Annotated in this window: 22 protein-coding genes; 15 read left to right on the forward strand and 7 right to left on the reverse strand. The window is 72.4% G+C overall.

What is annotated here, in order from left to right; all coding sequences use genetic code 11:
• The first annotated feature begins 45 nt into the window (after window positions 1–45).
• The 7 genes from F4562_RS27525 to F4562_RS27555 are packed head-to-tail and all read left to right on the forward strand — an operon-like array spanning window position 46 to window position 9,119.
• A complete protein-coding gene (locus F4562_RS27525; RefSeq protein ID WP_184541554.1) occupies window positions 46–1,593 on the forward strand; it encodes an ABC transporter ATP-binding protein in 1,548 nt (515 codons plus the stop codon).
• A complete protein-coding gene (locus tag F4562_RS27530) occupies window positions 1,590–2,720 on the forward strand; it encodes an ABC transporter permease (RefSeq protein ID WP_184541553.1) in 1,131 nt (376 codons plus the stop codon). The genes F4562_RS27525 and F4562_RS27530 overlap by 4 nt, the downstream gene beginning before the upstream one ends.
• Complete coding sequence (locus F4562_RS27535) at window positions 2,717–4,000, forward strand: ABC transporter permease (protein WP_184541552.1); 1,284 nt, start codon at window positions 2,717–2,719, stop codon at window positions 3,998–4,000. Before F4562_RS27530 ends, F4562_RS27535 begins: the two co-directional genes overlap by 4 nt.
• 4 nt (window positions 4,001–4,004) lie before the next feature.
• Complete coding sequence (locus F4562_RS27540) at window positions 4,005–6,155, forward strand: N,N-dimethylformamidase beta subunit family domain-containing protein (RefSeq protein WP_184541551.1); 2,151 nt, start codon at window positions 4,005–4,007, stop codon at window positions 6,153–6,155.
• An 11-nt stretch (window positions 6,156–6,166) separates the two neighbouring features.
• A complete protein-coding gene (locus tag F4562_RS27545) occupies window positions 6,167–7,078 on the forward strand; it encodes a 6-phosphogluconolactonase (protein ID WP_184541550.1) in 912 nt (303 codons plus the stop codon).
• Window positions 7,054–8,055 (forward strand): PfkB family carbohydrate kinase, encoded by a 1,002-nt coding sequence (locus F4562_RS27550; protein WP_184541549.1) that lies wholly within the window; start codon window positions 7,054–7,056, stop codon window positions 8,053–8,055. Before F4562_RS27545 ends, F4562_RS27550 begins: the two co-directional genes overlap by 25 nt.
• Window positions 8,052–9,119 (forward strand): nucleoside hydrolase, encoded by a 1,068-nt coding sequence (locus tag F4562_RS27555; protein WP_184541548.1) that lies wholly within the window; start codon window positions 8,052–8,054, stop codon window positions 9,117–9,119. Before F4562_RS27550 ends, F4562_RS27555 begins: the two co-directional genes overlap by 4 nt.
• Before the next feature lie 14 nt (window positions 9,120–9,133).
• On the opposite strand, the gene F4562_RS27560 is transcribed toward F4562_RS27555, so the two are convergent.
• The 5 genes from F4562_RS27560 to F4562_RS27580 are packed head-to-tail and all read right to left on the reverse strand — an operon-like array spanning window position 9,134 to window position 15,712.
• Complete coding sequence (locus F4562_RS27560) at window positions 9,134–9,733, reverse strand: NUDIX hydrolase (protein ID WP_184541547.1); 600 nt, start codon at window positions 9,731–9,733, stop codon at window positions 9,134–9,136.
• Window positions 9,730–11,508 carry an ABC transporter ATP-binding protein gene (locus F4562_RS27565; protein WP_221206935.1) on the reverse strand — a complete coding sequence of 593 codons (1,779 nt, stop codon included), beginning with the start codon at window positions 11,506–11,508 and terminating at the stop codon, window positions 9,730–9,732. The genes F4562_RS27560 and F4562_RS27565 overlap by 4 nt, the downstream gene beginning before the upstream one ends.
• Window positions 11,509–11,544: 36 nt before the next feature.
• A complete protein-coding gene (locus F4562_RS27570; RefSeq protein WP_184541546.1) occupies window positions 11,545–13,323 on the reverse strand; it encodes an ABC transporter ATP-binding protein in 1,779 nt (592 codons plus the stop codon).
• A gap of 18 nt (window positions 13,324–13,341) precedes the next feature.
• On the reverse strand, window positions 13,342–14,406 hold the full coding sequence (locus F4562_RS27575) for a Gfo/Idh/MocA family protein (RefSeq protein WP_184541545.1): 1,065 nt from the start codon (window positions 14,404–14,406) through the stop codon (window positions 13,342–13,344).
• Window positions 14,399–15,712, reverse strand: a complete 1,314-nt coding sequence (locus F4562_RS27580; protein WP_311733995.1) for an aminotransferase class III-fold pyridoxal phosphate-dependent enzyme — start codon at window positions 15,710–15,712, stop codon at window positions 14,399–14,401. Before F4562_RS27580 ends, F4562_RS27575 begins: the two co-directional genes overlap by 8 nt.
• Before the next feature lie 125 nt (window positions 15,713–15,837).
• On the opposite strand from F4562_RS27580, the gene F4562_RS35350 reads away from it, so the two are divergent.
• The 6 genes from F4562_RS35350 to F4562_RS27610 all read left to right on the forward strand — a co-directional run bounded on the left by F4562_RS35350 (window position 15,838) and on the right by F4562_RS27610 (window position 20,954).
• Entirely contained in the window at window positions 15,838–16,593 is a 756-nt protein-coding gene (locus F4562_RS35350; RefSeq protein WP_221522791.1) for a phosphoribosylaminoimidazolesuccinocarboxamide synthase, read from the forward strand.
• Window positions 16,580–17,293 (forward strand): SDR family oxidoreductase, encoded by a 714-nt coding sequence (locus F4562_RS27590; protein ID WP_184541543.1) that lies wholly within the window; start codon window positions 16,580–16,582, stop codon window positions 17,291–17,293. The genes F4562_RS35350 and F4562_RS27590 overlap by 14 nt, the downstream gene beginning before the upstream one ends.
• 46 nt (window positions 17,294–17,339) lie before the next feature.
• On the forward strand, window positions 17,340–18,230 hold the full coding sequence (gene hisG, locus F4562_RS27595) for an ATP phosphoribosyltransferase (protein ID WP_184541542.1): 891 nt from the start codon (window positions 17,340–17,342) through the stop codon (window positions 18,228–18,230).
• On the forward strand, window positions 18,227–18,664 hold the full coding sequence (locus F4562_RS27600) for a hypothetical protein (RefSeq protein ID WP_184541541.1): 438 nt from the start codon (window positions 18,227–18,229) through the stop codon (window positions 18,662–18,664). The genes hisG and F4562_RS27600 overlap by 4 nt, the downstream gene beginning before the upstream one ends.
• A 344-nt stretch (window positions 18,665–19,008) precedes the next feature.
• Window positions 19,009–20,223: an MFS transporter gene (locus F4562_RS27605; RefSeq protein ID WP_184541540.1), complete on the forward strand. Its 1,215-nt coding sequence runs from the start codon at window positions 19,009–19,011 to the stop codon at window positions 20,221–20,223.
• Window positions 20,224–20,414: 191 nt separating this feature from the next.
• The gene (locus F4562_RS27610; RefSeq protein WP_184541539.1) at window positions 20,415–20,954 is read left to right on the forward strand and encodes an O-acetyl-ADP-ribose deacetylase; all 540 of its coding nucleotides are present in this window, start codon (window positions 20,415–20,417) and stop codon (window positions 20,952–20,954) included.
• A 15-nt stretch (window positions 20,955–20,969) separates the two neighbouring features.
• On the opposite strand, the gene F4562_RS27615 is transcribed toward F4562_RS27610, so the two are convergent.
• The gene (locus F4562_RS27615) at window positions 20,970–22,529 is read right to left on the reverse strand and encodes an MDR family MFS transporter (RefSeq protein ID WP_184541538.1); all 1,560 of its coding nucleotides are present in this window, start codon (window positions 22,527–22,529) and stop codon (window positions 20,970–20,972) included.
• Window positions 22,530–22,610: 81 nt separating this feature from the next.
• On the opposite strand from F4562_RS27615, the gene F4562_RS27620 reads away from it, so the two are divergent.
• Complete coding sequence (locus F4562_RS27620; RefSeq protein ID WP_184541537.1) at window positions 22,611–23,171, forward strand: TetR/AcrR family transcriptional regulator; 561 nt, start codon at window positions 22,611–22,613, stop codon at window positions 23,169–23,171.
• Between the two features lie 128 nt (window positions 23,172–23,299).
• Here the strand turns inward: F4562_RS27620 and F4562_RS27625 are convergent, their stop codons facing one another.
• On the reverse strand, window positions 23,300–24,202 hold the full coding sequence (locus tag F4562_RS27625; protein WP_246473580.1) for a cation diffusion facilitator family transporter: 903 nt from the start codon (window positions 24,200–24,202) through the stop codon (window positions 23,300–23,302).
• Between the two features lie 338 nt (window positions 24,203–24,540).
• On the opposite strand from F4562_RS27625, the gene F4562_RS27630 reads away from it, so the two are divergent.
• Complete coding sequence (locus F4562_RS27630) at window positions 24,541–25,449, forward strand: carbamate kinase (RefSeq protein WP_311733994.1); 909 nt, start codon at window positions 24,541–24,543, stop codon at window positions 25,447–25,449.
• Window positions 25,450–25,452 lie beyond the last annotated feature (3 nt).

Here is a 25,452-nt window from a genome sequence, read left to right on the forward strand (position 1 = left end):
CACGTGCGTCGGCGGCACAGCCACCGGGGCGATTCTGGAGGCCCGATGTCCCCTCACGCCACTTCCGAACCCGGGCGACCTCCGCTCGTCGAGCTCCGCCACATCAGCAAGCGCTACCCGGGCGTCGTCGCCAACCGCGACATGAACCTCGTCGTCCACCCGGGTCAGATCCACGCTGTGGTGGGGGAGAACGGGGCCGGCAAATCGACGCTCATGCGGATCCTGTACGGAGAGGAGCAGCCCGACGGCGGCGAGATCCTGCTGAACGGCGAACCGGCCCGGCTGCGTTCACCCGCCGACGCCATCGCGGCCGGCATCGGGATGGTCCACCAGCACTTCATGCTCGCCGAGAACCTGACCGTCCTGGAGAACGTGATCCTCGGAGCGGAGACGTCACGGTGGGGCCTGCTCGACCGCCGCTCGAGCAGACGGGTCCTGCGGGAGGTGAGCGAGCGTTACGGTCTCGACGTCGATCCCGACGTCACCGTCGAGCGGCTGGGCGTGGGCCAGCGGCAGCGGGTCGAGATCCTCAAGGTCCTGTACCGGGGCGCCCGCGTCCTGATCTTCGACGAGCCCACCGCGGTGCTGGTGCCCGACGAGGTGCGGGCCCTGTTCGAAAGTCTCGCCGGACTGCGCGAGCGGGGACTGGCCGTCATCTTCATCTCCCACAAGCTCGACGAGGTGCTCGCCGTCTCCGACCACATCACGGTCATCCGCGCCGGCACCTCGGTGGGGGACTTCGCCACCTCCGAGGCCGACTCCCGCCTCGTCTCCCGGCTCATCATCGGAGGCGAGCTGCCGGCGCCCGCGACCCGCGACCGCACCGGGGGCGGGCAGGTCGCCCTGCGGCTGCGCGGCCTGAGGACCGACGCCGTCACGGAGGCGACCCTGGAGGTGGCCCGGGGGGAGATCCTGGGCATCGCGGGAGTCGAGGGCAACGGACAGTCCGAGCTCATCGAAGCGATCATGGGAATCCGCGGGACCTCGGCGGGCTCGGTGCACATCACGGGCCGGGACGCGACCCGCCTCGACACGCGTCACCGCCGGCGGTTGGGGCTGGCGTGCATCCCGGAGGACCGCCACCGCCAGGCGCTGGCGCTGCCCGCGACACTGTGGGAGAACATCATGCTCGGCAGCGGGGAACTGCGACGCCGCAGCCGGTGGCGGGTCGACCGGAAGGCGGCCCGGGACGTCACCGGTGAGCTCATCGCCCGGCTCGGCGTCAAGGCGCCGTCTCCCGACGTACCCGCCGCCGCGCTGTCGGGAGGCAACCAGCAGAAGCTGGTCGTCGGCAGAGAGCTCGGCGGCCGGCCCGCGGTGCTGCTGGCCGCCCACCCCACCCGCGGCGTGGACGTCGGCGCCCAGGCCGTCATCTGGGAGCTGCTGCGCGACGCCAGGGACGGCGGCCTGGCGGTCCTGCTGGTCAGCGCCGACCTCGACGAGGTGCTCGGCCTGAGCGACCGGGTGCAGGTCATGCTGCGCGGAAGACTGAGCGCCGCCGTCCCCGCCGGGGAGCTGACCCCGCAGCGCCTCGGCCGGCTGATGACGGGAACCGAGACGGAGCCCGCCGACCCGGCGGTGGAGGTCCGATGAGACCCGCGCGGGCACCGGGCCGGGGAGTGCCGGGCACGCTCGCCGTCCCGGCGCTCGCACTGCTGATCGCCCTCACGGTCACCGCGGCGCTGCTCGCCGCGGTGGGCGCCTCGCCGGGGCGGACCTACCTGACCATGCTGGAGTTCGGGCTCCGGCCGGACTCGCTCGTCTCCGCGGTCAACCGGTCGACCATCTACTTCTTCGCCGGTCTCGCCGTGGCCGTCGCCTTCCGGATGAACCTGTTCAACATCGGGGTCGAGGGCCAGTACCGCATCGCGGCGCTGCTCGCCGCGGCGGCCGGCGCGGCCGTCGACCTGCCCGGCCCGCTGCACCTCACCGTCGTGTGCCTGGTCGCCATGCTCACCGGCGCCGTGTGGGCCGGCATCGCCGCCGTGCTGCGGACATGGCGCGGAGTCTCCGAGGTGCTGTCCACGCTCCTGCTGAACTACGTCGCCACCGCCGTCATCGCCTACCTGCTGGCCGAGGTGTTCGCGGCCGACAGCGTCACCGGCTCCACACCCGAGCTGCCACCGTCGGCACGCCTGCCCGTACTCGACGGCCTGCCGGCCCTCTTCGGGCTCCCGCTCCCCGCAGGCGTGCACCTCGGCGGGGCCGCACTGGGGGCGGTCGTCTTCGGCGTGGTCGTGCACTGGGTGCTCACCCGCACGCTGTACGGCCACGACCTGAAGATCAGCGGGCTGAATCCGACGGCGGCGCGCGCTCACGGCATCGACCCGCGCCGCATGATCCTCATCACCATGCTCGTCTCCGGTGGGCTGGCCGGGCTGGCCGGGCTGCCGGACCTGCTGGGGAACACCTACCGCTACGGCATGGACTTCCCCTCCGGCGCGGGATTCACCGGAATCGCCGTCGCCCTGCTCGGCCGCAACACCCCCCTCGGCATCGCGCTGTCCGCCCTGCTCTTCGGCTTCCTGGAGCGTTCGGCACTGATCCTGGACATCCAGGGCATCCCCAAGGAGATCGTCACGATCATGCAAGGCGTCATCGTGATCAGCGTCGTGGTCGCCCACGAGGTGGTGCGCCGCATGGAGCGCAGGCGCACCGCCCGGCTCGTGCGCGAGGGGACGTCCCCGGCCGCCTCCGAACCGGCGGGACCCGCCGCATGAGCGCGACGATCCCGCGACTCCCGCGACTCCCGCGACTCCCGCGGCGCCGGTGGTCCCGGTGGGCCCGGCGGCCCCGGGTCTGGGTGCCGGCCGCGGTCGTCGTCCTGCTCGCGATGTCGGCGATCAGGACCTTCGGCGGAACCGAGGCGCTCACCGGATCCGGCGTCGTGAGCACCGCGCTCCGTCTGGCGGTCCCCATCGGGCTCGCCGGTCTGAGCGGCCTGTGGAGTGAGCGCGCGGGCGTCGCCAACCTCGGCATCGAAGGCATGATGATCATCGGGACCGTGTGCGGGGCCTGGGCCGGCTACACGCACGGCGTCTGGGCCGGTGTGCTGGCCGGTGTGCTGGGCGGCGTCGCCGCGGGCCTGCTCCACGCCGTCGTCACGGTGACCTTCGGGGTGGACCAGGCGGTCTGCGGCATCGCCATCAACATCCTGGCGGTGGGAGTGGCGCGCTTCCTGTCCGTCATCGCCTTCAGCGACCTGCCCGGAGCGGGGGCCACCCAGTCACCTCCCGTCAAGGGCGTGATCGGCACGGTCAGCGTGCCGCTCCTGGCGGGCGGCTGGGGCACGCCGGACATACTCGGACAACTCGAACAGAGCCGCTGGTTCCTCATCTCCGACGTCAGCGGCATCCTGCGGGGACTGCTCCACGAGGTCTCCTGGTTCACCCTGCTCGCCGTCGCGCTGATCCTGGGCAGCGTCCTGGTGCTCTGGCACACCGCCTTCGGGCTGCGCCTGCGCTCCGCCGGCGAGCATCCCGCCGCGGCGGACTCACTCGGGGTCCGGGTCCACCTGATGAGGTACTGCGGGGTGCTGGTGTCCGGCGGGCTCGCCGGACTCGCCGGGGCCTACCTGGTCACCGTCTCCTCCAACGTCTACCGGGAGGGGCAGACCGGTGGCCGGGGCTTCATCGGGCTCGCGGCCATGATCTTCGGCAACTGGCGGCCGACCGGAACGGCCGGCGGAGCCCTGCTGTTCGGGTACGCCGACGCCCTGCAACTACGTCAGGCGGCCGCCATGCACACGCTGCTGCTCCTGGCCGCCGTGCTGCTGTGGACGGCGGCGATCGTCGTCCTGCGCCGGCGCCCCCGGCTGGCCGCGGCCCTGGCACTGCTGGGCGCGATCGCCCTGGCGGTCTTCCAGACCACCGACTCGATCCCCACCCAGCTCATCTACGCCACGCCCTACCTCACCACCCTCCTGGTGCTGGTCACGATCGCCCAACGGCTCCGCATGCCGGCCTACGTCGGCATCCCCTACCGACGAGGAGACAGCTGAGCACATGACAGCCGAGCAGGAAGCCCGCCTGATGGCGTACGCCGACCGCTGGTCCGCCTCCCCCGGACAGCGGGTGACCCTGCACGCCGGCGGCCCACCCGGAACCGCGACCGTCGACCTCGTGGATCTCGTCCGGGAAACCGTCCTCACCCCGGCCTCGTCCGTCCCCGTCGAACCACGACCCGTGCAGACCGGTTCCCACCTGGAGGCACCCTCGGTGCCGATACCGGCCACGGGAAGCATCGCCCTATGGGTGCGTCCCCACCACCTCGGCGCGCGCCAGGTCGTGGCGGAACTGGGCACCCGGAGCTGGCGGCTGCTCCTCGTCCTGGACGAGCAGGGGGGAGCCGAGGTGACCGTCGGCACGCTCCCGGGCCGGGTACGCGTCCGGGTGCCCTCCGCCGCCCGGCCGGGGGCATGGTCCCTGCTCGTGGCGGCCTGGGAGGCGACACCGGCCACGACCACCGTCCACCTGACCGCCGCCGCCGGCGGCGGGGTGCGGGACGGCGGCGTGGCGGGGGCCGGCGCACACGGTGCGGACCTGCCGCCGCCGCCCGCGACCGGGACGCTGCGGATCGGAGCGGGCCCCGGCCACGGCGACCGGTACGCCGGACGCGTCGCCCTGCCCATGCTGACCAGGAGCCTGCTCACCGCGACCGGATGCGCACCCCTGCTCGACCTGACCACGGGAGGCGACCTGGTCGAGCACGTCGGCGGGGACGTCGTGGCCCTGTGGGACGCCTCCGCCGACCCGGGAGCCCCCCTCGTCCCCGACATCGGCGGCGACGGCCATCACGCCCGCGCCGTCAACCGGCCGCTGATGGGGCTGATCGGTCCCGGCGGCGACGCCGGGGGCCCCGCCGCCCGCACCGCCGTCCAGCTGAGTCCCGAGGACCTCGACGACGCGCGCTGGCCGGAGACGTGCGCGCTGACCGTCCCCGACGAGACGGCCTCCACCGTGCTGGGCATCCGCCTGCGCACCCGGAGCCAGTCCTTCGTCGTCCCGCTGATCGTCCGCCCCCCGGACCGGCGTCGCGGGCCGGCGTCCCGCCCGATCGCGGTGATCCTGCCCACCTTCACCTACCTGGCCTACGCCAACCACCGCCAGTCCAGTGAGGCCGAGTACTTCGGGGACTACTCGCGGGTGACCACCCGCCGGATCACGCTCTCCCCGACGGACGTCTACCTCAACGAGCACCGGGAGCTCGGCCTGTCCCTGTACGACAGCAGGCTGGAGGGCGGCGCCGTCCACCATTCCTCGGGGCGTCGCCCCGTACTGAACCACACCGCCGACTACCGTTGGTGGATGACCGGGGCGCCGCGGCACTTCTCCGCCGACATCCTGCTGCTGCGCTGGCTGCGCTCGGAGGGGTTCGCCTTCGACGTCCTCGCGGACGAGGACGTGCACGCGGGCGGAGCCGGCCTGCTCGCGGGCTACCGCGTCGTCCTGACCGGCAGCCACCCCGAGTACGTCAGCGCGCCGGAGCGCGAGGCCGTCAGCGCGTACGTGTCCGGCGGCGGGCGGCTGATGTACCTGGGCGGCAACGGATTCTACTGGGTGACCGGCGTCGATCCCCGCCACCCGAACGCCATCGAGGTCCGCCGCCGCGGCACCGGTGACTGGTGGGACAACGAGCCCGGTGAGGACGTCCTCACCTCCACCGGCGAGCCCGGCGGACTCTGGCGCCACCGGGGCCTCCCGCCGCAGGAGCTCCTCGGCGTCGGCTTCGCCGCCCAGGGCTGGGGCCCGGCACCCGGCTACACCCGCCTGCCCGACAGCCGCCGTGACGAGGCGGCCTGGGTCTTCGCCGGTGTCGAGACGGACACCGTGGGCCGCTACGGGCTCGCGCTCGGCGGCGCCGCCGGAGACGAGATCGACCGCGCCGCACCGGAGCTCGGCACCCCGCCCGGCACCCTGCTGCTCGCGACGTCCGCGGGCGCGCACAGCCACCACTACCTGGCCGCCGCGGAGGACTCCTCACCGGGCGGGGACACCGTCCGCGCCGACATGACCCTGCGCCGGCTCGGCAACGGCGGCGCGGTGTTCTCGGTCGGATCCATCAACTGGGTCGCCAGCCTCGCCTGCCGCGACGGTGACGTCAGGCGCGTCACCCGAAACGTCCTGTCCCGATTCCTGTTGCCCGACGCCCCGTGACGAGGAGTGACATGGCCACCGCCGGCGCACCGCGCGACGACCACCCCTATCCCCGCACCTGCGGGGACCTCACCGACGAGCATCTGTCCATGCCCGCGGAAGCCCTCGCGGCGATAGCCCGCCACCCTCTCACCGTGCACCCGGACACCAGCGCGCTCTATCACCACCTGGCCCGGGAGATGGCCGACGAACTGCGGGAGAACAACCTGCGCGGGGAACCCACCCGCTGGATCCTCCCCGTCGGCCCCAAGGCGCAGTACCCCATCCTCGCGCGCATCTGCAACCAGGAGCGGATCAGCTGGGCCGACGCGTTCGCCTTCCACATGGACGAGTTCCTCGACTGGCAGGGCCGGCCCGTGGACCCGTCCCACCCCTTCAGCTTCCGCGGCTACTGCGACCGCAACCTCTACCGGCTGCTCGACCCGGACCTGAGGCCCGACCCCGGGAACGTCGTCTACCCCGACGTGTTCGACCCCGACGCCTACGCCGAACGCCTGCGGCGGGAAGGAGGAGCCGACACCTGCTTCGCGGGCTTCGGCTACCGAGGGCACCTGGCCTTCAACGAACCGCCGACGACCCGCTGGCACCACTACGGCGTCGAGGAGTTCGCCGCCTCCACCACGCGGATCGTCCCCCTGCTGGAGGACACGATCGTGGCCCACTCCCACCGGGTGACCGGCGGCTACACCCAGGCCATCCCGCGGATGGCCGTCACCGTGGGGATGTCGGAGATCCTCTCCGCCCGCAGGCTGCACCTCATCACCGACGGGGGTGCCTGGAAACGCTACATCGTGCGGGTCCTCCTGCTCACCACCGAACCCGACGTCACGCTTCCGGTCACCCTGGCGCACCGGCACCCCAATGTGCACGTCACCGTGGACGCCGACAGCATCGCACCGTGCGCACTGGGGCTCGACTCGTGACCGTGCTCGCCGTCGGCGCCTACACCCTGGATCTCTACATGTTCGGCGACCACCTGCCGGCGACCGGTGAAAGCGTCGACGCCTGCGACTACGCCACCGCGCACGGCGGCAAGGCGGCGAACGTGGCGGTCGCCTCCGCCCGGCTGGGAGCCCCCACCCGCTTCGTCGGCTGCCTGGGAGACGACGCCGACGGACCGGCGGCGCTGGCCGCGCTACGGGCCGACGGCGTCGAGGTCGGCGACTGCGCCACGGCCGACGGCGTCCCGACCGGACGCAGTTTCGTCTACGTCGACAGGCACGGCCGGCAGATCGTCATGACGTGGCCGGGGGCCGCGAACCTGCTCCCCGTCTCCCGGGCGGCCGCCACGGCCGCCGGCCTGCCGGATGGTTCGGTGCTCGTGCTCCAGGGGGAGATCCCCGTGGCGACCTCGTCCGCGGCGGCGGCCGCGGCCCCGCCCGGCGCGCGCGTCGTGCTCAACCCCAGCCCGCCCGGACCGTTCCTCGGCGACACCGGGGAGGAACTGCTCGGCCGGGCCGACGTACTGGTGCTCAACGAGGGCGAGCTGTCCGCGCTGACCACCGGCGCGACCGGCGCCCGCACCGGGCGGGCGGGGCCGGGGCGGGGGAGCACCGCCGGCCTCTCCCCGGTGGAACTGCTGCGCCTCGGAACCAGGGGACGCACCGTGATCGTCACCTGTGGGGAACGCGGCGCCGAGATCACCGACGACCACGGCACCACGCTGGTCGGCGCACCCCGGGTGGACGCCGTGGACACGACCGGCGCGGGCGACGCCTTCACCGGTGCCCTGGCGGCCGCCCTCCGCGGCGGCGCGAGCCTGGCGCAGGGAGTCCGGCTCGCCTGCCGGGTGGCGGCCGTCTCGGTCACGCGCCGCTTCTGCGCTCCCAGCTACCCGTCCGCCTCGGAGCTCGGCATCGCCCCGCTGCGCGGTCCGTCCGAGCGGGGGAGACCCGGGTGACACGGCGAGATCCCACCCCGGCGTACGGGGACGTGACCGGCGCCGCTCCGCGCCGCCGCCGGGTCGTGTTCGACCACGACGGCGCGCCGGACGACCTGCTGTCCCTCCTCCTGCTGACCCGGTACGACCACGTCGACCTGCGGGGAGTCGCCGTCACCCCGGCCGACTGCCTCCTGGAACCGGCCCTGTCGGCCACCCGCAAGATCCTCGACCTGGTGGGCAGGGACGTGCCGACGGCCGCGGGCGTGCTGCCCGGACGCAACCCGTTCCCCCTCGCCTGGCGGATCGACGCCCTGCGGGTGGACGCGCTGCCCGTGCTCAACCAGAAGGACCACGACACCACCCGCGCGGACCGGCCTGCGGCGCACGAACAGCTCGCCACCTGGCTGATGCGGGCCCCGGCCCCGGTCACCGTGCTCGCCACCGGTCCGCTGACCAATCTCGCCCGGTGCCTCGACGACCACCCGCGGATCGAGTCCCGCATCGAGGAGGTGGTGTTCATGGGCGGTGCCCTCGACGTCACCGGCAACGTCAACCAACCGGGTCACGACGGCACCGCGGAATGGAACGTCTTCTGGGACCCCGGCGCCGTCAGGCGCGTCTTCGACGCGGCCGTCCCCATCACGATGTTCCCCCTGGACGTGACCGACCGCGTGCCGGTGACCCCCGACCTCGCCCGTGCCTTCGGCCGCCACTACGGCCACCCCGTCAGCGACCTCGCCGGATCGCTCCTCGCGCTGACGTTCGGCACCCTGGAGACCACGAGCCTGCCCTACTGCTGCTGGGACAGCCTCACCACCTCCTACCTCGCCGAGCCCGGCATCTGCACCTTCGAGACGGTGCACTGCGACGTGATCACCCGGGGGGAGAGCCAGGGACGCGTCGTCCGGCGCTCCGGCGGGCGTGCCGTCAGATGCGCCCGCACGGTCGACTCCGGCCGCTTCCACCGGCACCTGCTCACCATGCTCACCCCGGGGCCCACCCCGGTGCCCACCCCGGGCGGGCGTCAGGCATCCCCGGCCCGGCGGGCGGACGTCGGCCCGGCGGGCGAGCGCGGCGGTTAGGGAAGGGGAGGCGGTCAGCGAGGGGGAGGCGCCGCGGAGCCGCCGGGAGCGCGCATGGCGAGGCCCCGGAGCGCGAGGTCGATCATGCCGGTGTCACCGGTGGAGGAGTCCGCCAGGCGGCGGAGCCCGGCGGCGTCCAGCCAGCGCGCCTCGACGAACTTGTCCCGCTCGATCCGGGGCCGGGTTAGGTCACCGGTGACCGTGGCGAGCACGTCGATCTCGCGTCTGCGCGCGCCGTCCCCTCCGTCACCGCCGCCCCAGTCGAAGACGTCCACCACGCCGTCCACCCGGACCAGGCGCCATCCCGTCTCCTCCGCAATCTCCCGGGCGAGCGCCACGCACAGGGTCTCCCCCTCCTCGACGTGCCCGCCGACGATGTCCCAGCACCCGGGGAAGAGCCGCACGTGGGGTGCCCGCCGTTGCAGGAACACCTCGCCGAGCGGGTTGACCAGGACGGCGCCCACCACGCACCGGGCCCCCGCCGCCGACGCCTCCCGCTGTATCCGCGCGAACTCCCGTGGATGCGGAGCGCAGCCGACGGCATCCCCGATGCCCCCGGTGCCCCCGGTGTCCCCACTGCCCCCGCTGCCCGCGCTCACCGGCCCGCCGCTCATGCCGACCGCTGGTGGGCGTAGTAGGTCGCGTACAGGGCGGCGAACGCGCCGCCGCGGCGCAGCAACTCGTCGAAGCCACCGTCCTCGGCGATCACACCCTCGCGGAGCACCAGGACGCGGTCGGCCCGCCGGATCGTCGACAGCCGGTGGGCGATCACCAGCACGGTACGGCCCTCGAACAGCCGGAACAGCGCGTCCTGGATGCCCCGCTCGGTCAGCGGGTCGACGCTGGCCGTCGGCTCGTCCAGCAGGACGATGTCCGGTTCCTGGAGGAACATCCGGGCGAGGGCGATGAGCTGCCGCTGCCCGACCGACACCCCCTGACCGCCGGAGGTCAGGCGGTCGTGCAGGGACAGCGGCATGCTCCGGGACCAGACCCGGTGCCCGATCCTCTCGATGGCGCGCTCGACGTCCGCGTGCCCCGCGCCGGGCCTGCCGTAGGCGATGTTCTCCGCGAGCGTGCCCGCGAAGAGGAACGGGTGCTGCGGGACGACCCCGACGCGTCGGCGGTACCCCCGCAGGTCGAGCGAACGAATGTCGCGGCCGTCGATCAGCAGCTCACCCCCCTGGAACTCGTAGGCACGGGCGATCAGCTTGGCCAGCGTGGACTTGCCGCCCCCGGTGTGCCCGACGATCGCCACCGTCTCCCGTGCGGCGATCCGCAGATCGAGGCCGTCGAACACGGTGGCCCCGGTGCCGTAGCGGAAGACCAGGCCGCGCGCCTCGATCTCGCCGTCCAGCCGGGTCACGGGCTCGTCGCCGTGCTGGACGATGGCGTGCTCGCTGTCGATCAGCGCGAACACCCGCTCACTGGCGGCGAGCCCCTGCTGGAAGAGGCTCCAGAACGACGCCGCCTGGGTGACCGGCTGCCACAGCATCCCGAACGCCTGGATGGCGAAGTACCACTCGCCGGGGGAGAGCCTGCCGAGCACCGCGAAACGCCCGCCCTGGTACAGCACGACCGCGGTGGCCAGGCCGGCCAGCATCGTCAGCACCGGGAGGATCACCGCGTAGATCAGGCCCTGCCTGATGTAGACGGCGTACGACAACCGGTTGACCTCGTCGAAGTCGCGGTACACGGCCTTCTCCCGGCCGAAGCTCTTGGCGACCGAGATGCCCAGCATCGACTCGTGCACGTTGGCGTTGACCCTGGCCATCACCCGCCGGGTGCCCGCCGCCGCCGTCCTGGCGACCCTGCGGAACGCCAGGGCCACGCCGAGCAGGATCGGCAGCGTCGCCAGGATGATCAGGCCGAGGTCGACGTCGATCCAGAACACCACCCCGCCGAGCAGCAGCACCAGGAAGACCTGGCTGAGCAGGTTGAGGGTGAGGGTCATCACCGAGCTGAACCCCTCGGTGTCGCCGGTGACCCGGCTCATCACCTGACCGGCCGAGTTCCCGTCGTAGAAGGCGACGTCCTTGGCGAGGGCCGCGTCGGCGGCGTCGCACTGCAACCGGTACACCACGTCGCCCACCAGTCGCGCGGTGACGGCCTGGCGCACCCAGTTCATCACCCAGGCGAGCACCGCGGCCACGACGACGAAGAGGCTGAGCCGCAGGCCCAGCCCGGTTCCGCCCCCCACCTGGTCGATCACCCGGGAGATGACGACCGGCACCGCGGCGGTCAGCAGCGCGGCTCCCACGACGAGCGCGGCGGAGCCGAGCATGGCGCCGCGTCGTTCCCGCAGGTAGCGGAGGATCCTGGCCACCAGCCGGCGGTTGCCGTAGGTGCGGTCGTACTCGTCGGCGTGCAGGCCCGCGAACAGTTCGCTCACCGCGGCCGCCGATCCGCCGCGGTGTCCCGCGGGATGTCATTCACTGTAGATCTCCCTGTACAAGGCGCAGCGTCCGATCAGTTCCTCGTGCGTCCCCAGGTCGACGACGCGGCCCGCGTCCAGCAGCAGGATCATGTCGGCGCGCCGGATCCGGCCGGGGCGGTGCGAGATCAGCACCGTGGTGCGGCCGGCGGTCACCCGGTCGATCGCCTCGGCGATGGCCGTCTCGGTCTGGGCGTCGACCGCGCTCGTCGCGTCGTCCAGCGTGAGGATGCGGGGGTCGGTGAGCAGGGCCCTGGCGATGGCCAGGCGCTGCCGCTGGCCGCCGGACAGCGTCGTCCCCCCCTCGTTGAGGACCGTGTCGTAGCCGTGTTCCATCGCCTGCACGAAGTCGTCCGCGCACGCCTGCTTGGCGGCGCGCAGCACGTCCTCGTACCCGGCCCCGTCCGGCGCGCCGAACGCGATGTTGTCCAGCACGCTCTTGGAGAACAGGAAGGTCTCCTGGTCCACGTGGCCGATCTGGCGGCGCAGCGCACCCGGCTCCCAGTCGCGTACGTCCCGGCCGTCGATCAGCACCCGCCCTCCGGTGGCGTCGTACATGCGGTTGACGAGCTTGGTGAGCGTGCTCTTCCCGCTGCCCGTGGGGCCGACGACGGCGAGGGTCCGGCCGGCGGGCACGTGGAAGGAGACGTCCCGCAGGACCTCCTTGCCGTCGTAGCGGAAGGAGACCCGGTCGAAGGTGATCGCGCCTTCGACGGGCGCCGACGTGCCCCGGGTGTCCTCCCGCTCGCCCGGGTCGCCCCCGGTGATCTGCTGCATCCGGGCCGCGGCGACGAAACCCTCCTGGATGACCGGGACGGCCTGCTCGGACATGGTGACCGGTTGCGCGAACAGCAGCAGCCAGCCGAGGTAGGTCACCACCTGGGCGAGGGTGAGGTCGCCCCGGTCGTACAGGTGGAGGGAGTGGACGGCGCCGACCGCCATCGCGAGCGCGAAGCTCAGCGCGGGCAGGTAGACGGCCTGTGCCTGCCCGCGTCTGACGTAGGCGTCCCGGTAGGCCGCGGCGGCGGCGGTGAAGGCGCGCCGCTCGTGCTCCTCCTGGGTGGCGGCCTTCACGGTGGAGATGCCGGCGAGGGTCGTGGAGAAGCGCTCGTTGAGGTCCGCGAACCTCTCCCGGGCACGCATCGTCAGCGGGTGCAGCCGCCGCAGGTGGTGGCGGAGCGCGAACGCGAACACGACGACCATCACGCCGGGGGCCAGCAGCAGCTGGGTGTGCAGGGAGGCGATGAACAGGATGGGGACGAGCAGGGCCAGGACGCCGTTGAACGCGGTGGCGACCCCCGGGCTGAGCATGTAGTCGACGAGCCTGGCGTCGTTGATGGCGCGTGCCAGGATGTCCCCGATGCGCTGCTGGTCGTGGAAGGACAGGCGCTTGGCCAGCAGGCTGCGGTACAGGTCGTCGCGCGCGTCCCGTTTGACCCGCTGGGCGACGATCTCCATCGAGCCGCTGGACAGCAGGTCGGCGGCGAACCGGCCGGCCGCCAGCAGGCCCACCGCGACCGCCGCCCCCGCGACCGCCGCGAGGTCGGGACTGGAGCCGGTGGCCTCGGCGAACGCCGTGCCGACCTGGAGGGGGACGAGGGTGGAGCAGAGGTTCGCCGCGACCGCCGTGACGGTGAACAGCAGCAGCAGCGGCCGGTGCCGGCGCAGATGCCGGAATATCCACGCCCGCACATCGGGGGACGCGACCGGCGGGCCCGCGGCGGGGTCCGGCTCCGGTCGTGTCCCCCCGGCCTTGAGTCTCCCCGATCGCACCGGTGTCTCCCGTGTCACCTAGCCGGCCTGCGCGGAGGCCGGCATCGGGTGCGCCAGGGCCGCGAAGCCGTTCCCGCCGGTGGCGGACAGCTGGGCCATCGTCCGGTCGCAGAGCGCCGACGCCGCGAGGGCGTCGGCGACGGACGGCACCTCCGGCGCGGGGGAGGGGTCGCCGGTGAGCCGGGCGGCCGGTGCCCTGCGGCAGGATTCCACGAAGGCGGTCAGCTCGGGCCCGAACCCGCTGCGTGCCCAGCCGTCGTCGAGGTTGCGCGTGCTGTGCAGTTCCTGACCGAGCGGCACGCCGGCGGACAGGTCGAGGGTCACCCGTTCGAGCGAGGGGGCGGTGTAGCGGCTGCCGTCGGTGCCCTGCACGCTCACGCCCACCAGGAAGCGCTTGACGTGGTTGCCCATCCGCAGCGTGGAGAGCGAGCCGTCGCGGTGGCGCAGGAACAGGTTCACCTGGAAGCGGTCGGGCTCGCCGGGGATGACGTGCGCGTCGACCTGGGCGACCGGGGAGGGCGTGAACCAGCGGGCCAGGTCGAGCGCGTGCACGCTGTTGTGGCGGATCCACGCCTCCAGGGTCGTGTCCACGCCCCACTGGGGGGCCGAGGGGTGACGGCTGTAGAAGTCGATGGTCACCGAGCAGGGGGTGGCGCGGACGGCCCGGGTCAGCTCGTGCAGGCGCTGGAGGGTCTCCGCGTAGCGGAAGTTGAATCCGACCTGGACGTGGCGGCCGCTGTCGTGCACCACCCGGTTCAGGTCCTCCAGCGCGGCGGTGGACGGCCCGGCGGGCTTCTCCACGAAGCAGTCGATGCCGCGTTCCACCAGGCGCCGGGTGAGCTCGTAGGACGGCTCGGGCGGGACGGCGAGCACCGCCGCGTCCACCGTCCCGAGGTCGAGGGCGTCGATGGAGTCGGCGCAGACCGCGTCGGCCGTCAGCGCCTGGATCTCCCGGGCCAGCGACAGGTCCGGGTCGACGCAGGCGACGACCTGGTGGCCGCGGATGCGCTGTAAGAAGGGGAAGAGGTTCTGCCGCATCTGGCGGCCGCAGCCGACCAGGGCGAGCCGTACGAGGTCAGTCACGGTCTGCTCCCGTCGAGGCGGTCCACTGTTCGAAGGCCAGGCGGGCCCGGTCGCGGAACGCGCTCCAGTCGATCTCGCGGTGCGCGAGGCACACGAAGGAGGGGTGTCCTTCGAGCAGGAGGATGCCGGCGGCGGCGAAGGCGGCGAGCAGCGCCTCACGCCGCTCCTTGTCGCCGAGGAGGCCCTCGTCGTGGTACACCAGCTCGAACATTCCGCCGCCGAGCACCGGCCGGGCGCCGACCAGGGAGGAGACCCCGGCGTCCTCGGCGGCCGCGGAGAAGACGGCCGCCACCTCGGTGCCGATCCTGCCGATCTCGGTCCAGCCGTCCGGCGCGTCCCCGGCGGGCTTCTCCAGGATGTCCCGGGTCGCCAGGGCGGCGTACACGGCGATCATCTCCTTGGAGAACGTGCCGCTGAGCCGGGCCCGCTCCGCGTGGGCGAGCAGCTCCGCCTCACCCACCAGGAGGCTCAGCGGCGCCCCGTTGGCCAGCGCCTTGCCGATCACCACGAGGTCGGAGCCGAGGCCGTTGTCGTGGTCGTAGCCGAGCGGTGAGATCCGCCCTCCGGTCTTGGTCTCGTCGAAGACGGTGAGCAGGCCGGCGTCGCGGCACATGGCGACGGCCTGCCGCAGCACCTCCGGCGTGGTGAACGAGGCGAGGTAGGCGTCGAAGACGAAGCAGCCCAGCCGCCCGCGGTGCCGCTCCAGCAGTTCGGCGAGGGACTCCAGGCGCAGGTCGACCCAGTTGGCCACCGGCTCGGACTCGCCGATCCCGCGCATCGCGTCGGTGTAGCGGAGCTTCTCGCGCAGCGGGGAGTGCAGCGGCTCGTGCCACTTCAGGGAGTTGGCGATCTGCGCGTCGTGCCAGCCGATGTAGCCGCTGCGCACGACCCCCAGCCGTCCGGTGCGCATTGCGGCCAGCCGGAATGCCGCGGTGACGGCCTCGGAGGCGGTCTTGAAGAAGGCGCCGCGCTCTCCGGGCCGGTCGCCGAGCAGCCGTTCCAGGTACTCCTGGTGGAAAGCCGTGTAGCCCGGCATCATCACGCCGTTGGACAGGTAGCCGCACAGTGTCTCGTTGAATAGGTCGTCGGAGTGGCCGATTATCACCGGCCCATATCCCATGACGAAGTCGAGGTACGTGACACCGTTCGTGTCCGAAACCTCGCCTTTGCTGCCGCGCGAGAATAGAAGCTGACGTCCTGCGGATTTGAACTTTTTGGTGATCTTAGAGTGGGCTATCCGCTCCGAGTGTGACAAGGGTGTCCTCCTCGCTGACCTGCTATTGCGTGGTCCGCCACTTAAGTTCACAGACGCTACATTGAGGTTATGGGATCGTCAACTGTCATCCATACGGTCATCAACATCTTGACAGGTCGGTTAGTGGCGTATGAAGGTGTGTGAGGCCTTTGGCGGGGGGATGGCCGATATGAGGCGTGAGCGCCAATTATGGAGGCGATGTGGATTACCCCGCTGGGCAGGGAATTTCGGTTCTAGATAGGGCCAAAACCGCAGATCCGGACATCGTCGGTCGTAGTAAGCGTCTGTGGCTTCTCCCCGGCGGGCAGTGCCTGGTGCAGATAATCCCGAGCCTGCGCAGTTTCACCTACGAACGCGACGAGCTCGTCGAGCGCACCGGGCCCCTGCGCCTCGATTTCTACGAGAAAGCCGCCGCCCGGCTCGCCGCCGCGGGTGTGCCCTGCGCATTCAGGGAACGGATCTCCGCGGATTTCTATCTCGCCGACTACCGCCCCGCTCCGCCGTTCGAAGTCATCGTGAAGAACAGGGCCACCGGATCGACCACGCGGAAATATCCCGGCCTGTTCGAGGACGGCGCTCTCCTGCCGCGCCCGGTCGTGAAATTCGACTACCGGTGCGATCCGGAGGACCAGCCGATCGGCGAGGACTACCTCAGGGCTCTCGGGCTGCCCGTGGAGGCCATGCGCGAACGCGCTCTCGCCGTGAACGACGTGCTGCGGGAGTGGTTGAGCCCGGTGGAGGTGTGGGATTTCTGCCTGATCTTCGGGCAGGCCGACGACGGCGAGCTGACCGTCATCTCCGAGATCTCCCAAGACTGCATGCGGTTACGGCACCAGGACGGATCCCCCCTGGACAAAGACCTGTTCCGGGACGGCGTCGCGGGCGATGAGATCGTCAACCAGTGGAGCCGCATCCTCGATGTCATCCAGTGACGGCAGTGACGACCGGGTCGCCCTGATCACCGGCACCAACCGCGGCAGCGGCAGGGCCATCGCCGAGGACCTGCGCGACCGCGGCTACCGCATCTTCTCCCTGAACCGCTCCCTGGCGGGGGACGACTGGCTCGGCGAACGCCGGTGCGACCTGGCCGACCCGGCGCAGATCAGAACGGCGGTCGCCCGGGTGCTCGACGAGGCGGGGCATCTCGACGTCTGCGTGTCCAACGCGGTCGACCGGGTCCTCGACCCGATAGCGGAACTGAGCGAGGCGGACTGGGAGCGGTTGCTCTCGATCAACCTCAGCGCCGGCTTCCACCTCGTCAAGGCCGTCCTGCCGGCGCTGCGGGAGCGCCGCGGCATCTTCGTCGCGATGGGCAGCCACGCCGGAACCCGCTACTTCGAGGGCGGCGCCGCCTACAGCGCCACCAAGGCCGGGCTGAAGGCGCTGGTCGAGACGCTGCTGCTGGAGGAACGGCGCAACGGAGTCCGCGCCTGCCTCGTCTCACCGGGCGCCATCGCCAACCTGGACGGCGACGAGTCACCGCACAAGATGAGCACCCGGTCGATCGCCCGCTGCGTGGGCACCATCGTCGACTCCCTGCCGGGGGACCTCGTCGTGGGGGAGATCGAGGTACGTCCCGCCGACCTGGCCGAGCCACCCGTCACCGGCATCGACCGGTTGCTGCACGTGTAGCCGGTCACCGGGGAGACCTGCTCGTCCACGCCTGCAAGGAGGAATCATGATCTCCCTCGCACTGCCGAAGGGATCGCTGGAGCGGCGGGCCCTGCAACTCTTCGCGGCCGCGGGACTCGACGTACGACGCTCCTCGGAGCGCTCCTACCGGGGCACGATCGACTACGCCGGGATGACGCGGGTGGCGTTCTACAAGCCGCGGGAGATCCCGCTGGTGGTCGAGAGCGGATCGTTCGACCTGGGGCTGACCGGCGCCGACTGGGTGGAGGAGACCGGGGCCAAGGTCGAGGTGGTGGAGTCCTTCGACTACTCCAGGAACACCGAGAAGCCGTGGCGGCTGGTGCTGGCGGTGCCGGCCGACCACCTCGCCACCGGGGTGGGCGACCTCGACGACGGTGTCCGTGTGGCCACCGAGTATCCGAACATCGGCCGCCGGTTCTTCCAGACCGCCGGACGGCGGGCCGAGGTGATCGTCTCCTACGGCGCGACCGAGGCCAAGATCCCGGAGTTGGCCGACGCGCTGGTGGACGTCGTGGAGACGGGGCACTCGCTCCGGCAGAACAACCTGCGGATCATCGAGACGATCCGGACCTGCGGCGCGCAACTGGTCGCCAACCCGGCCGCCTACGCCGACAAGGGCAAGCGCGGAGTGATCCGGAACGTCGCCCGGCTGCTGCAGGCCGCCTGGGTCGGCCCCGCCCACGTCCTGCTGACGGTCCGCACCTCGGCCGAGCACCTGACCGAGGTGGCCCGCGCCATGCCCGGACAGTCGTGGCGGGCCGGGACGGGCCTGACGGACGAGAACATCGTCGTCCTTCAGGGAGTGCTGCCGAGAAGGGACCTCCCGCAGACGGTCGACGTCCTGCTGTCGGCGGGAGCCCTCGACGTCACCGAGTCGGGCATCGGCATCCTCGCCTCGAACCCCTCCCCGGCATGATGCTGATCCGTTCCGCGGACGACCGGCTCGTCTCCCCGGCGGGGACCGGCTGGCGGGTTTCCTCGGGCACGCTCGAACTGCGCCTGGGCCGCTCCTCTCCTGACGAACCCGTCCACGCGGTGGTCCACGCCCTGCTGGTCGTGGACCTGGACGACCGTTCCCGGGTGCTCGACGTCGACGTCATCGGACTGCCCTCGGGCCTGCTGACCCGGCTGCGCCGGTACGCGGCCCCTCCCCGGCCCGCACCGGACCCCGTACCCGGTTCCGGTCCCGTCGCCCTGGACCTGGACGCGGCGTGGCTGTGGATCCACGTCCAGGACGGCCGCCGCGCGCACCGGCACCGCCGGCCCGCGATCGTGCGCTTCTCCTTCGCCGGCGAGCGGCTCACGGCCATCCGGGCACACCTGCCGGCGCCGGAAGGAGAACCGGGCTGAGGCACGAGGCCGCCGGAGCCGGCCGGCCGCATGAGACAGCCGGAGCCGGGCCGGCCGCGCGGGGCCGCCGGAACCGGGCCGACCGCGTGAGGTCACCGGAACCGGGCCGACCGCGCGGGGCTTCCGGAGCCTGGGCGGCGGCGGTGCGAGCGGGTCTCCGGAACCCGGTACGACGATGATCGATTCAATCCGCGGAAGATCCTGGCACCGCGCGCCGCCGCCTGATTAAGTGAACGGACGAGCAAGCCCCCGGTCGCCCGGGGAGCCGGCCGCCCCGCGACCGGAAACGCGCATCCGGCCACCCGCCTGGCCGTCCACCGTGAACACCGTGCGAAGGAGAGCCCATGACCTCCCGGCGAACGCTGGACAGATCGCAGCCGAGCGGGGAGGCCGGACACCGCTCGCCATGGGGGGCGATCGCCGTCGTCTACCTCGGCGGGGTCGTCGCGGCGATGAGCCTCGGCAAGTTCGCCTCGGTCGGCCCGGCGGTGGCGGCCCAGCTCGGGCTCTCGCTGTCACAGCTGGGCTGGGTGATCTCGGCGGTCGTGGGCGTGGGAGCCGCCGCCGGCCTGCCCGCCGGATACCTGGTCCGCCGCTTCGGCGCGGAGAGGTCACTGGTCACCGGCCTGGTCCTGATCGCGGCGGCGAGCGCGGCCAGCGTGGCGACGGGTGACTTCACCTGGCTGCTGGCCGCACGGTTCGTCGAAGGCGTCGGATACGTCCTGGTCACCATCGCCTGCCCGGCGCTGATCCTCCGTCTCGCCCGCGAACGGGACCGCGGGACGGCCTTGTCGATCTGGGCCACGTTCGTCCCGGTGGGTCTCGGGGCCAGCACACTGGCCGGGGGTGCGATCGGCTCCGCTCTGGGCTGGCGCGGCTGGATCGGGCTGATCGCCGGACTGACGCTCGTGACGGCGCTGGCCGCCCGGATGAGCCTGCCGCGCGCAGCGGAGCGGCAGGCGGTGGCCGGGCCCGTCCCCCGGCTGAGGGAGCTGACACGCCCGGCGGCGCTCGCCGCGTCCTTCTGCCTGGCCGCGTTGGTGACCATTCCGGTGGTCGTGCTCCTGCCCACCCTCCTCATCGAGCAACACGGGCGTTCGGCCGTCGCCGCGGGCGCGATGACCTCGGTGATCTCGCTGCTCGGTGTACTCGGGGGCCTGGCCGTGGGAGTGCTGCTGCGCCGGGGCACGCCGGTCGGCGTCCTGGCGCTGTTCGGGCTCCTCGTCGTGCCGGCCGCCTGGTTGGTGTACGGCGGCGACGGTTCGGCGGCCGTCGTGCTGGCCGGGGCGGGGGTCATCTCCATGGGGAACGGGTTCCTGGGGGCCCTCGTCTTCGCCGCGCTCCCCCTGGTGCTGGAGCGCCTCGACCACGCCGACGTCGGCAACGGCCTGGTCGCCCAGGCGGGCAGCCTCGGATCGCTGCTCGGCCCCCCGCTGTTCGGCCTGGTGGCCGGGGTCGGCTACCGGGCCCTCGTGCCGGTCATCGCCCTCGGGATCCTCGCCGCCGTCGGCTCGTTGCTGCTGGCCGGCGCGCGGACGCCCCGCCCGCCGGCCATGTGACGGCCCCGGCCATGTGACGGCCCCGGCCGCCGTGCGGCCCGCCATCCCCCTGGTGGAGACCGGAGATGTCGTCCCCGATCCTCCATCCACGCCATGTGACGCGACGGGTCGCCGCCCGGTGTCCGTGCCGCGGTCGGCCAGGGGCCAGACTCGATGCGAAGGGGCCACCTGTCGTGAAAGGTCGCAAGCGCATGAGAATCAGCCTGGTTCAGGGGGACATCACCCTGCAGGAGGTGGACGCGGTCGTCAACGCCGCCAACTCCTCGCTCCTCGGCGGCGGCGGGGTCGACGGGGCGATCCACCGGCGCGGCGGCCCGGCGATCCTGGCGGCCTGCCGCGAGCTGCGGGCCTCCCGTTACGGGCGCGGGCTGCCGACCGGCCAGGCGGTGGCGACCACGGCGGGGGAGCTGCCGGCCCGCTGGGTCATCCACACGGTCGGTCCCGTCCACTCCACCGCCGAGGACCGCTCGGAGCTGCTGGCCTCGTGCTTCCGGGAGTCGCTGCGGGTCGCCGACGAGCTCGGCGCCGCCAGCGTCGCCTTCCCCGCCGTGTCGGCGGGGATCTTCGGCTGGCCGATCGGCGACGCCGCTCGGATCGCGATCACCACCGTCCGCACGTCCCCCACCACCCGGGTGGAGGACGTGCGGTTCGTCCTGTTCGGCCAGGAGGCGTACACCGCCTTCGAGCAGGTACTCCACGGGGAGGCCGGTGCGGGCGGGGAGTGCCGCTGAACCGTCTCCGCGGTCCTACTTCGAGACGGGCGCCGGTGCGGCCGCGGCCTGGGCCGAGCGGAGCGGGATCTCCTTGAGCAGCAGGGCGGCCACCGCGCCGAGCACGGCGATCGGCACGCCCACCAGGAAGACCGCGCTCATCGCCCGGGTGAACGCCTCAAGGATGATCTCCAGGACCGGCGCGGGAAGCCGGTGGATGGCCTCGGGAGAGCCGAGGCTGGGAACGGAGCCGCCGGTCAGCGGCAGCTTCGCCGCCCTGGCCAGGGAGACCAGCTCGGTGGTGAGCCGGTTGGACAGGATCGCGCCGAAGGCCGCCACGCCCACCGCGCCGCCCAGGGAGCGGAAGAACGTCACGCCGGAGGTGACCGAGGCGAGGTCCGTGCGGCCCACGGCGTTCTGCGCGGCCAGGATCAGGATCTGCATCGAGGCGCCGAGCCCGACGCCGAGCACCGCGTTGTCGAGGGCGACGACCAGCAGCGAGCTGTCGACGTGCAGCCGGGAGAGCAGGAAGAGCCCGAGGGCGACCAGCAGCATGCCCGCGACCGGGAAGACCTTCCACCGGCCGGTCCTGCTGACGAACCGGCCGATCATGATCGAGGAGACGAGGAGGGCCATCACCAGGGGCAGGGTCATCAGGCCGGAGCCGGTGGGGCTCATGCCCTTGACGATCTGCAGGTACTGCGGCAGGAACATCAGCGCGCCGAACATCGCCGCGCCGACCAGCAGGGAGGCGAGGCTGGTGAGCACGAAGGTCCGGTTGCGGAACAGGTGCGGGGGCAGGATCGGGTCGGCGGCCCGGCGCTCGGCGAGCACGGAGAGGCCGAGCATCGCCAGGCTGGCCGCCCCCAGGCCGTAGGTCCACGGGGAGTTCCAGTCGAACTCCTTGCCGCCGAGGGACAGCAGCAGCATCAGGGCGGTGGTGCCGCCGGTGATGAAGGTCGCACCCCACCAGTCGACCCTGGCGTCGCGGCGGACGAACGGCAGCCTCAGCACCTTCTGGATGACGGCGAACGCCACCACGGCCAGCGGCACACAGATCCAGAACGTCCATCGCCAGGACATGTTGTCCACGATGAACCCGCCGAGCAGCGGGCCGGTCACGGTCGAGACGCCGAAGACGGCGCCCATGTAGCCGGAGTACCGGCCGCGCTCGCGGGGCTCGACCACGTCACCGAGGATGATCTGCGGCAGCGCGGCGAGGCCGCCGGCGCCGATGCCCTGCACCGCCCTGGCCGCGATGAGCTGGCCCATGTCCTGCGCGAAGCCCGCGGCGACGGAGGCGACCGCGAAGAGGACCAGGGAGACCTGGAACATGAGCTTGCGGCCGTAGAGGTCGGAGAGCTTGCCCCAGATCGGCGTGGAGGCGGTCATCGTGAGCAGGGTCGCGCTGGCCACCCAGGCCAGCTGGTCCTGACCGCCGAGCGTGCCGACGATCGTCGGCAGCGCGGTTCCCACCACGGACGTCGAGATCATCGACGTGAGCATGGCGAGCATCAGGCCGGCCAGGATCTCCAGCACCTGTCTGTGGGTGAAACGCGGTGCGGCCTCGGCCTGGGCCTGTTGTTCGGTCAGCATGAACCATCCCCCAATGCATGTACGATGCACATGAATTTAGTAGACGCTTGTTTACTCGTCAAATCTGGAAGGATCACGCAGGTGGACGAGACACGGCAGCGCGACAGGGAGGGCACCAGGCGGCGCATCCTGGACGCCGCCCGTGACCTGTTCGCCGAACTGGGCTACGACCAGGTCACCATGCGGCTGATCGCCGCGGAGGCCGGCGCCAACGTCGCGCTGATCAACCGCTACTTCGGCAGCAAGCGCGAGCTGTTCGCCGAGGTGCTCGCGGCGCAGGGCCGCTTCCCCGGCATCCTGGACGGCCCGCCGGAGGAACTGTCCCGCCGCCTGGCCGAGTACGTCGCCGACCGGCTCAGCTCGGAGCGGGCGAGCCCGGTGATGGCCGCGCTGATCAGCTCGTCGAGCTGCCCGGAGATCCACGAGATCATCCGCGACCGGGTCAGCTCGGCCATCCTGGAGCCGCTGGCCGCGCGGCTGCCCGGTCCGGACGCCGTCTTCCGGGCGGCGGTCGCCACCGCCCTCATCACCGGCAGCGGTACGCTGCGCCAGCTGTACGGGGCCGACGGCGTGGCGGTCCCCGGCCGCGAAGTCGTGGTCGCCCGCCTGGAGACGGTCTTCGAGGCGTGTTTGAGAGCGTGACCCGCCGGACCCGCCTCGGGCGTCCCGCCGGACCCGCCTCGGGCGTCCCGGAGGTGTGGCCCGCGGTGCGCCTCGGTGTGCCCCGGAGGTTCGGGGGCGGTGTGCCCCGCAATGACCCGGGGTGTGCCTCAGGAGGCGGCGATGCGGCAGGCGGTGCCGGGGACGTGGTCGACCTGCAACGTGGTGTGCTCGATCCGGAACCGCTCGCGCAGCAGGTCGGCGAGCTCGCGGCGGACCCGGTGGCAGTCGCCGCCGGGCGTGACGGTCACGTGCGCGGACAGTGCGGGGAAGCCGCTGGTCACCGTCCACACGTGCAGGTCCTCGACGCCGGTCACGCCGGGATGGGCGGCGATCGCGGCGTTCACCTCGGCCGGGTTCGCCCCGGCGGGCGCCGCCTCGAACAGGATGCGTCCGGAGTCGCGCAGCAGGTCGTAGGCGGCCTTGGCCATCAGCGCCGCGACGACCAGGGCGGCGATCGCGTCGGCCCGGCTCCAGCCGGTGAGCCAGACGACCGCTCCCGCGACCGCGGTCGCGATGAAGGCGTACATGTCGTTGAGGATGTGCTGGAAGGCGCCCTCGACGTTGAGGCTGCTCCGGTCGGCCCTGGCGATGAGCCACGCGGCGCCCGCGTTCACCGCGACCCCGGCCAGGGCCGTGACGAGGACGAGGACACCCTGGACCTCGGGCGGTTCGACGAGCCGCCGGACGCCCTCGTAGACGAAGTAGACGACGAGCCCCACGAACGTCAGCCCGTTGACCGCCGCCGAGATGATCTCGGCGCGCTTCCAGCCGAAGGTGTAGGCGCCCCGGGCGGGCCGGGCGGCCAGGCTCATCGCGACCAGTGCCAGGGCGATGGCCGCGGCGTCGGTCAGCATGTGCCCGGCGTCGGAGATCAGCGCGATGGAGTTGGCGATGACGCCGACGACGACCTCGGCCGCCATGAAACCCACCAGCAGGATGAGCGCCGCCGTCAGGTGACGGCGGTCGGCGTTCGCGCCGTGGCCGTGCCCGTGACCGTGCCCGTGACCCATCGCAAGATCCATTCTAGGGACATCTGAACATTTGCTCATATATTAAGCACGGGAGCAGGGCGGGGCAAGATCCGGCCCGCTCACGCGAGGCCCGCCCGTGCGGGAGTTGCCCATGCGAGGCCCGCTCATGCGGGAGTTGCCCGTGCGAGGCCCGCCCACGCGGGGTCTCCCGGTGTGGGACCCGTCCGGCGGGCTTCACGGCGTGGGACCCTACACGGGCCCCCGCGGGGCCTCCCGCCGGAAGCGGGGCCGGGATCGGTGAGTTCTGCCGAAGAGCGGGCGCCCCTTGGGCAGGGAGTGCCCATGAGACCCGACCCGCGGGCCGTTAGCGTCGCCCTGTGGGGGAACGAGTGCTGATCGCGCTGGGCGGCAACGCGATGACCGGGCCCGACGGGAGCGCCTCGCCGGACGAGCAGCGGCGCGCGGTCGAAGGCGCCATGCGGCACGTCGCCGCGCTCGTCGCCGAAGGCCACCGGGTGACCCTCACCCACGGCAACGGACCCCAGGTCGGCAACCTGCTGCTGAAGAACCAGCTCGCCGCGGACGTCGTGCCCCCGGTGCCGCTTGACTGGTGCGGGGCACAGACCCAGGCCACGATCGGCACCCTCATCCTCAACGCGCTCGGCGACCGGGCCGCCGTGGTGGTCACCCGCACGCTCGTCGATCCCACCGACCCCGCCTTCGCGGACCCGGTCAAGCCGATCGGCCGCTACTTCGGCGAGGCCGAGGCCCGCCGCTTCGAACGGCTCGGCCAGACCTGGCGCCGCTACGACCGGGGCTGGCGCCGGGTGGTCGCCTCCCCGGAGCCGCTGGAGATCCTCGACGCACCCGCGGTGACCGCGCTCATCGACGCCGGCTTCACCGTCGTGGCAGCCGGGGGCGGCGGGGTGCCGGTCGCGCGTGACGCCGCCGGGCGGCTGACCGGCGTCGAAGCGGTGATCGACAAGGACCTCGCCGCCGCGGCGCTGGCCCGCGCCGTGCGTACCACGGTCCTGGTCATCGCCACCGACGTGCCCCACGCCGTGGTGGGGTTCGGCACGCCCTCGGCTCGTCCCCTGGGCCGTGTCACCACCGCCGAACTGCGGGTGCTGCACGCCGCCGGCCACTTCGCCGGGGGCAGCATGGGCCCGAAGGTCGAAGCCGCGCTGCGCTTCGTCGAACGGGGCGGTGACCGGTCGGTGATCACCTCTCTGGAGGACATCGGAGCGGCGCTCACCGGGGAGACCGGCACCGTGGTGCGAAAGTGAAGA

The organism is Streptosporangium becharense (assembly GCF_014204985.1).
Lineage (GTDB): Bacteria > Actinomycetota > Actinomycetes > Streptosporangiales > Streptosporangiaceae > Streptosporangium > Streptosporangium becharense.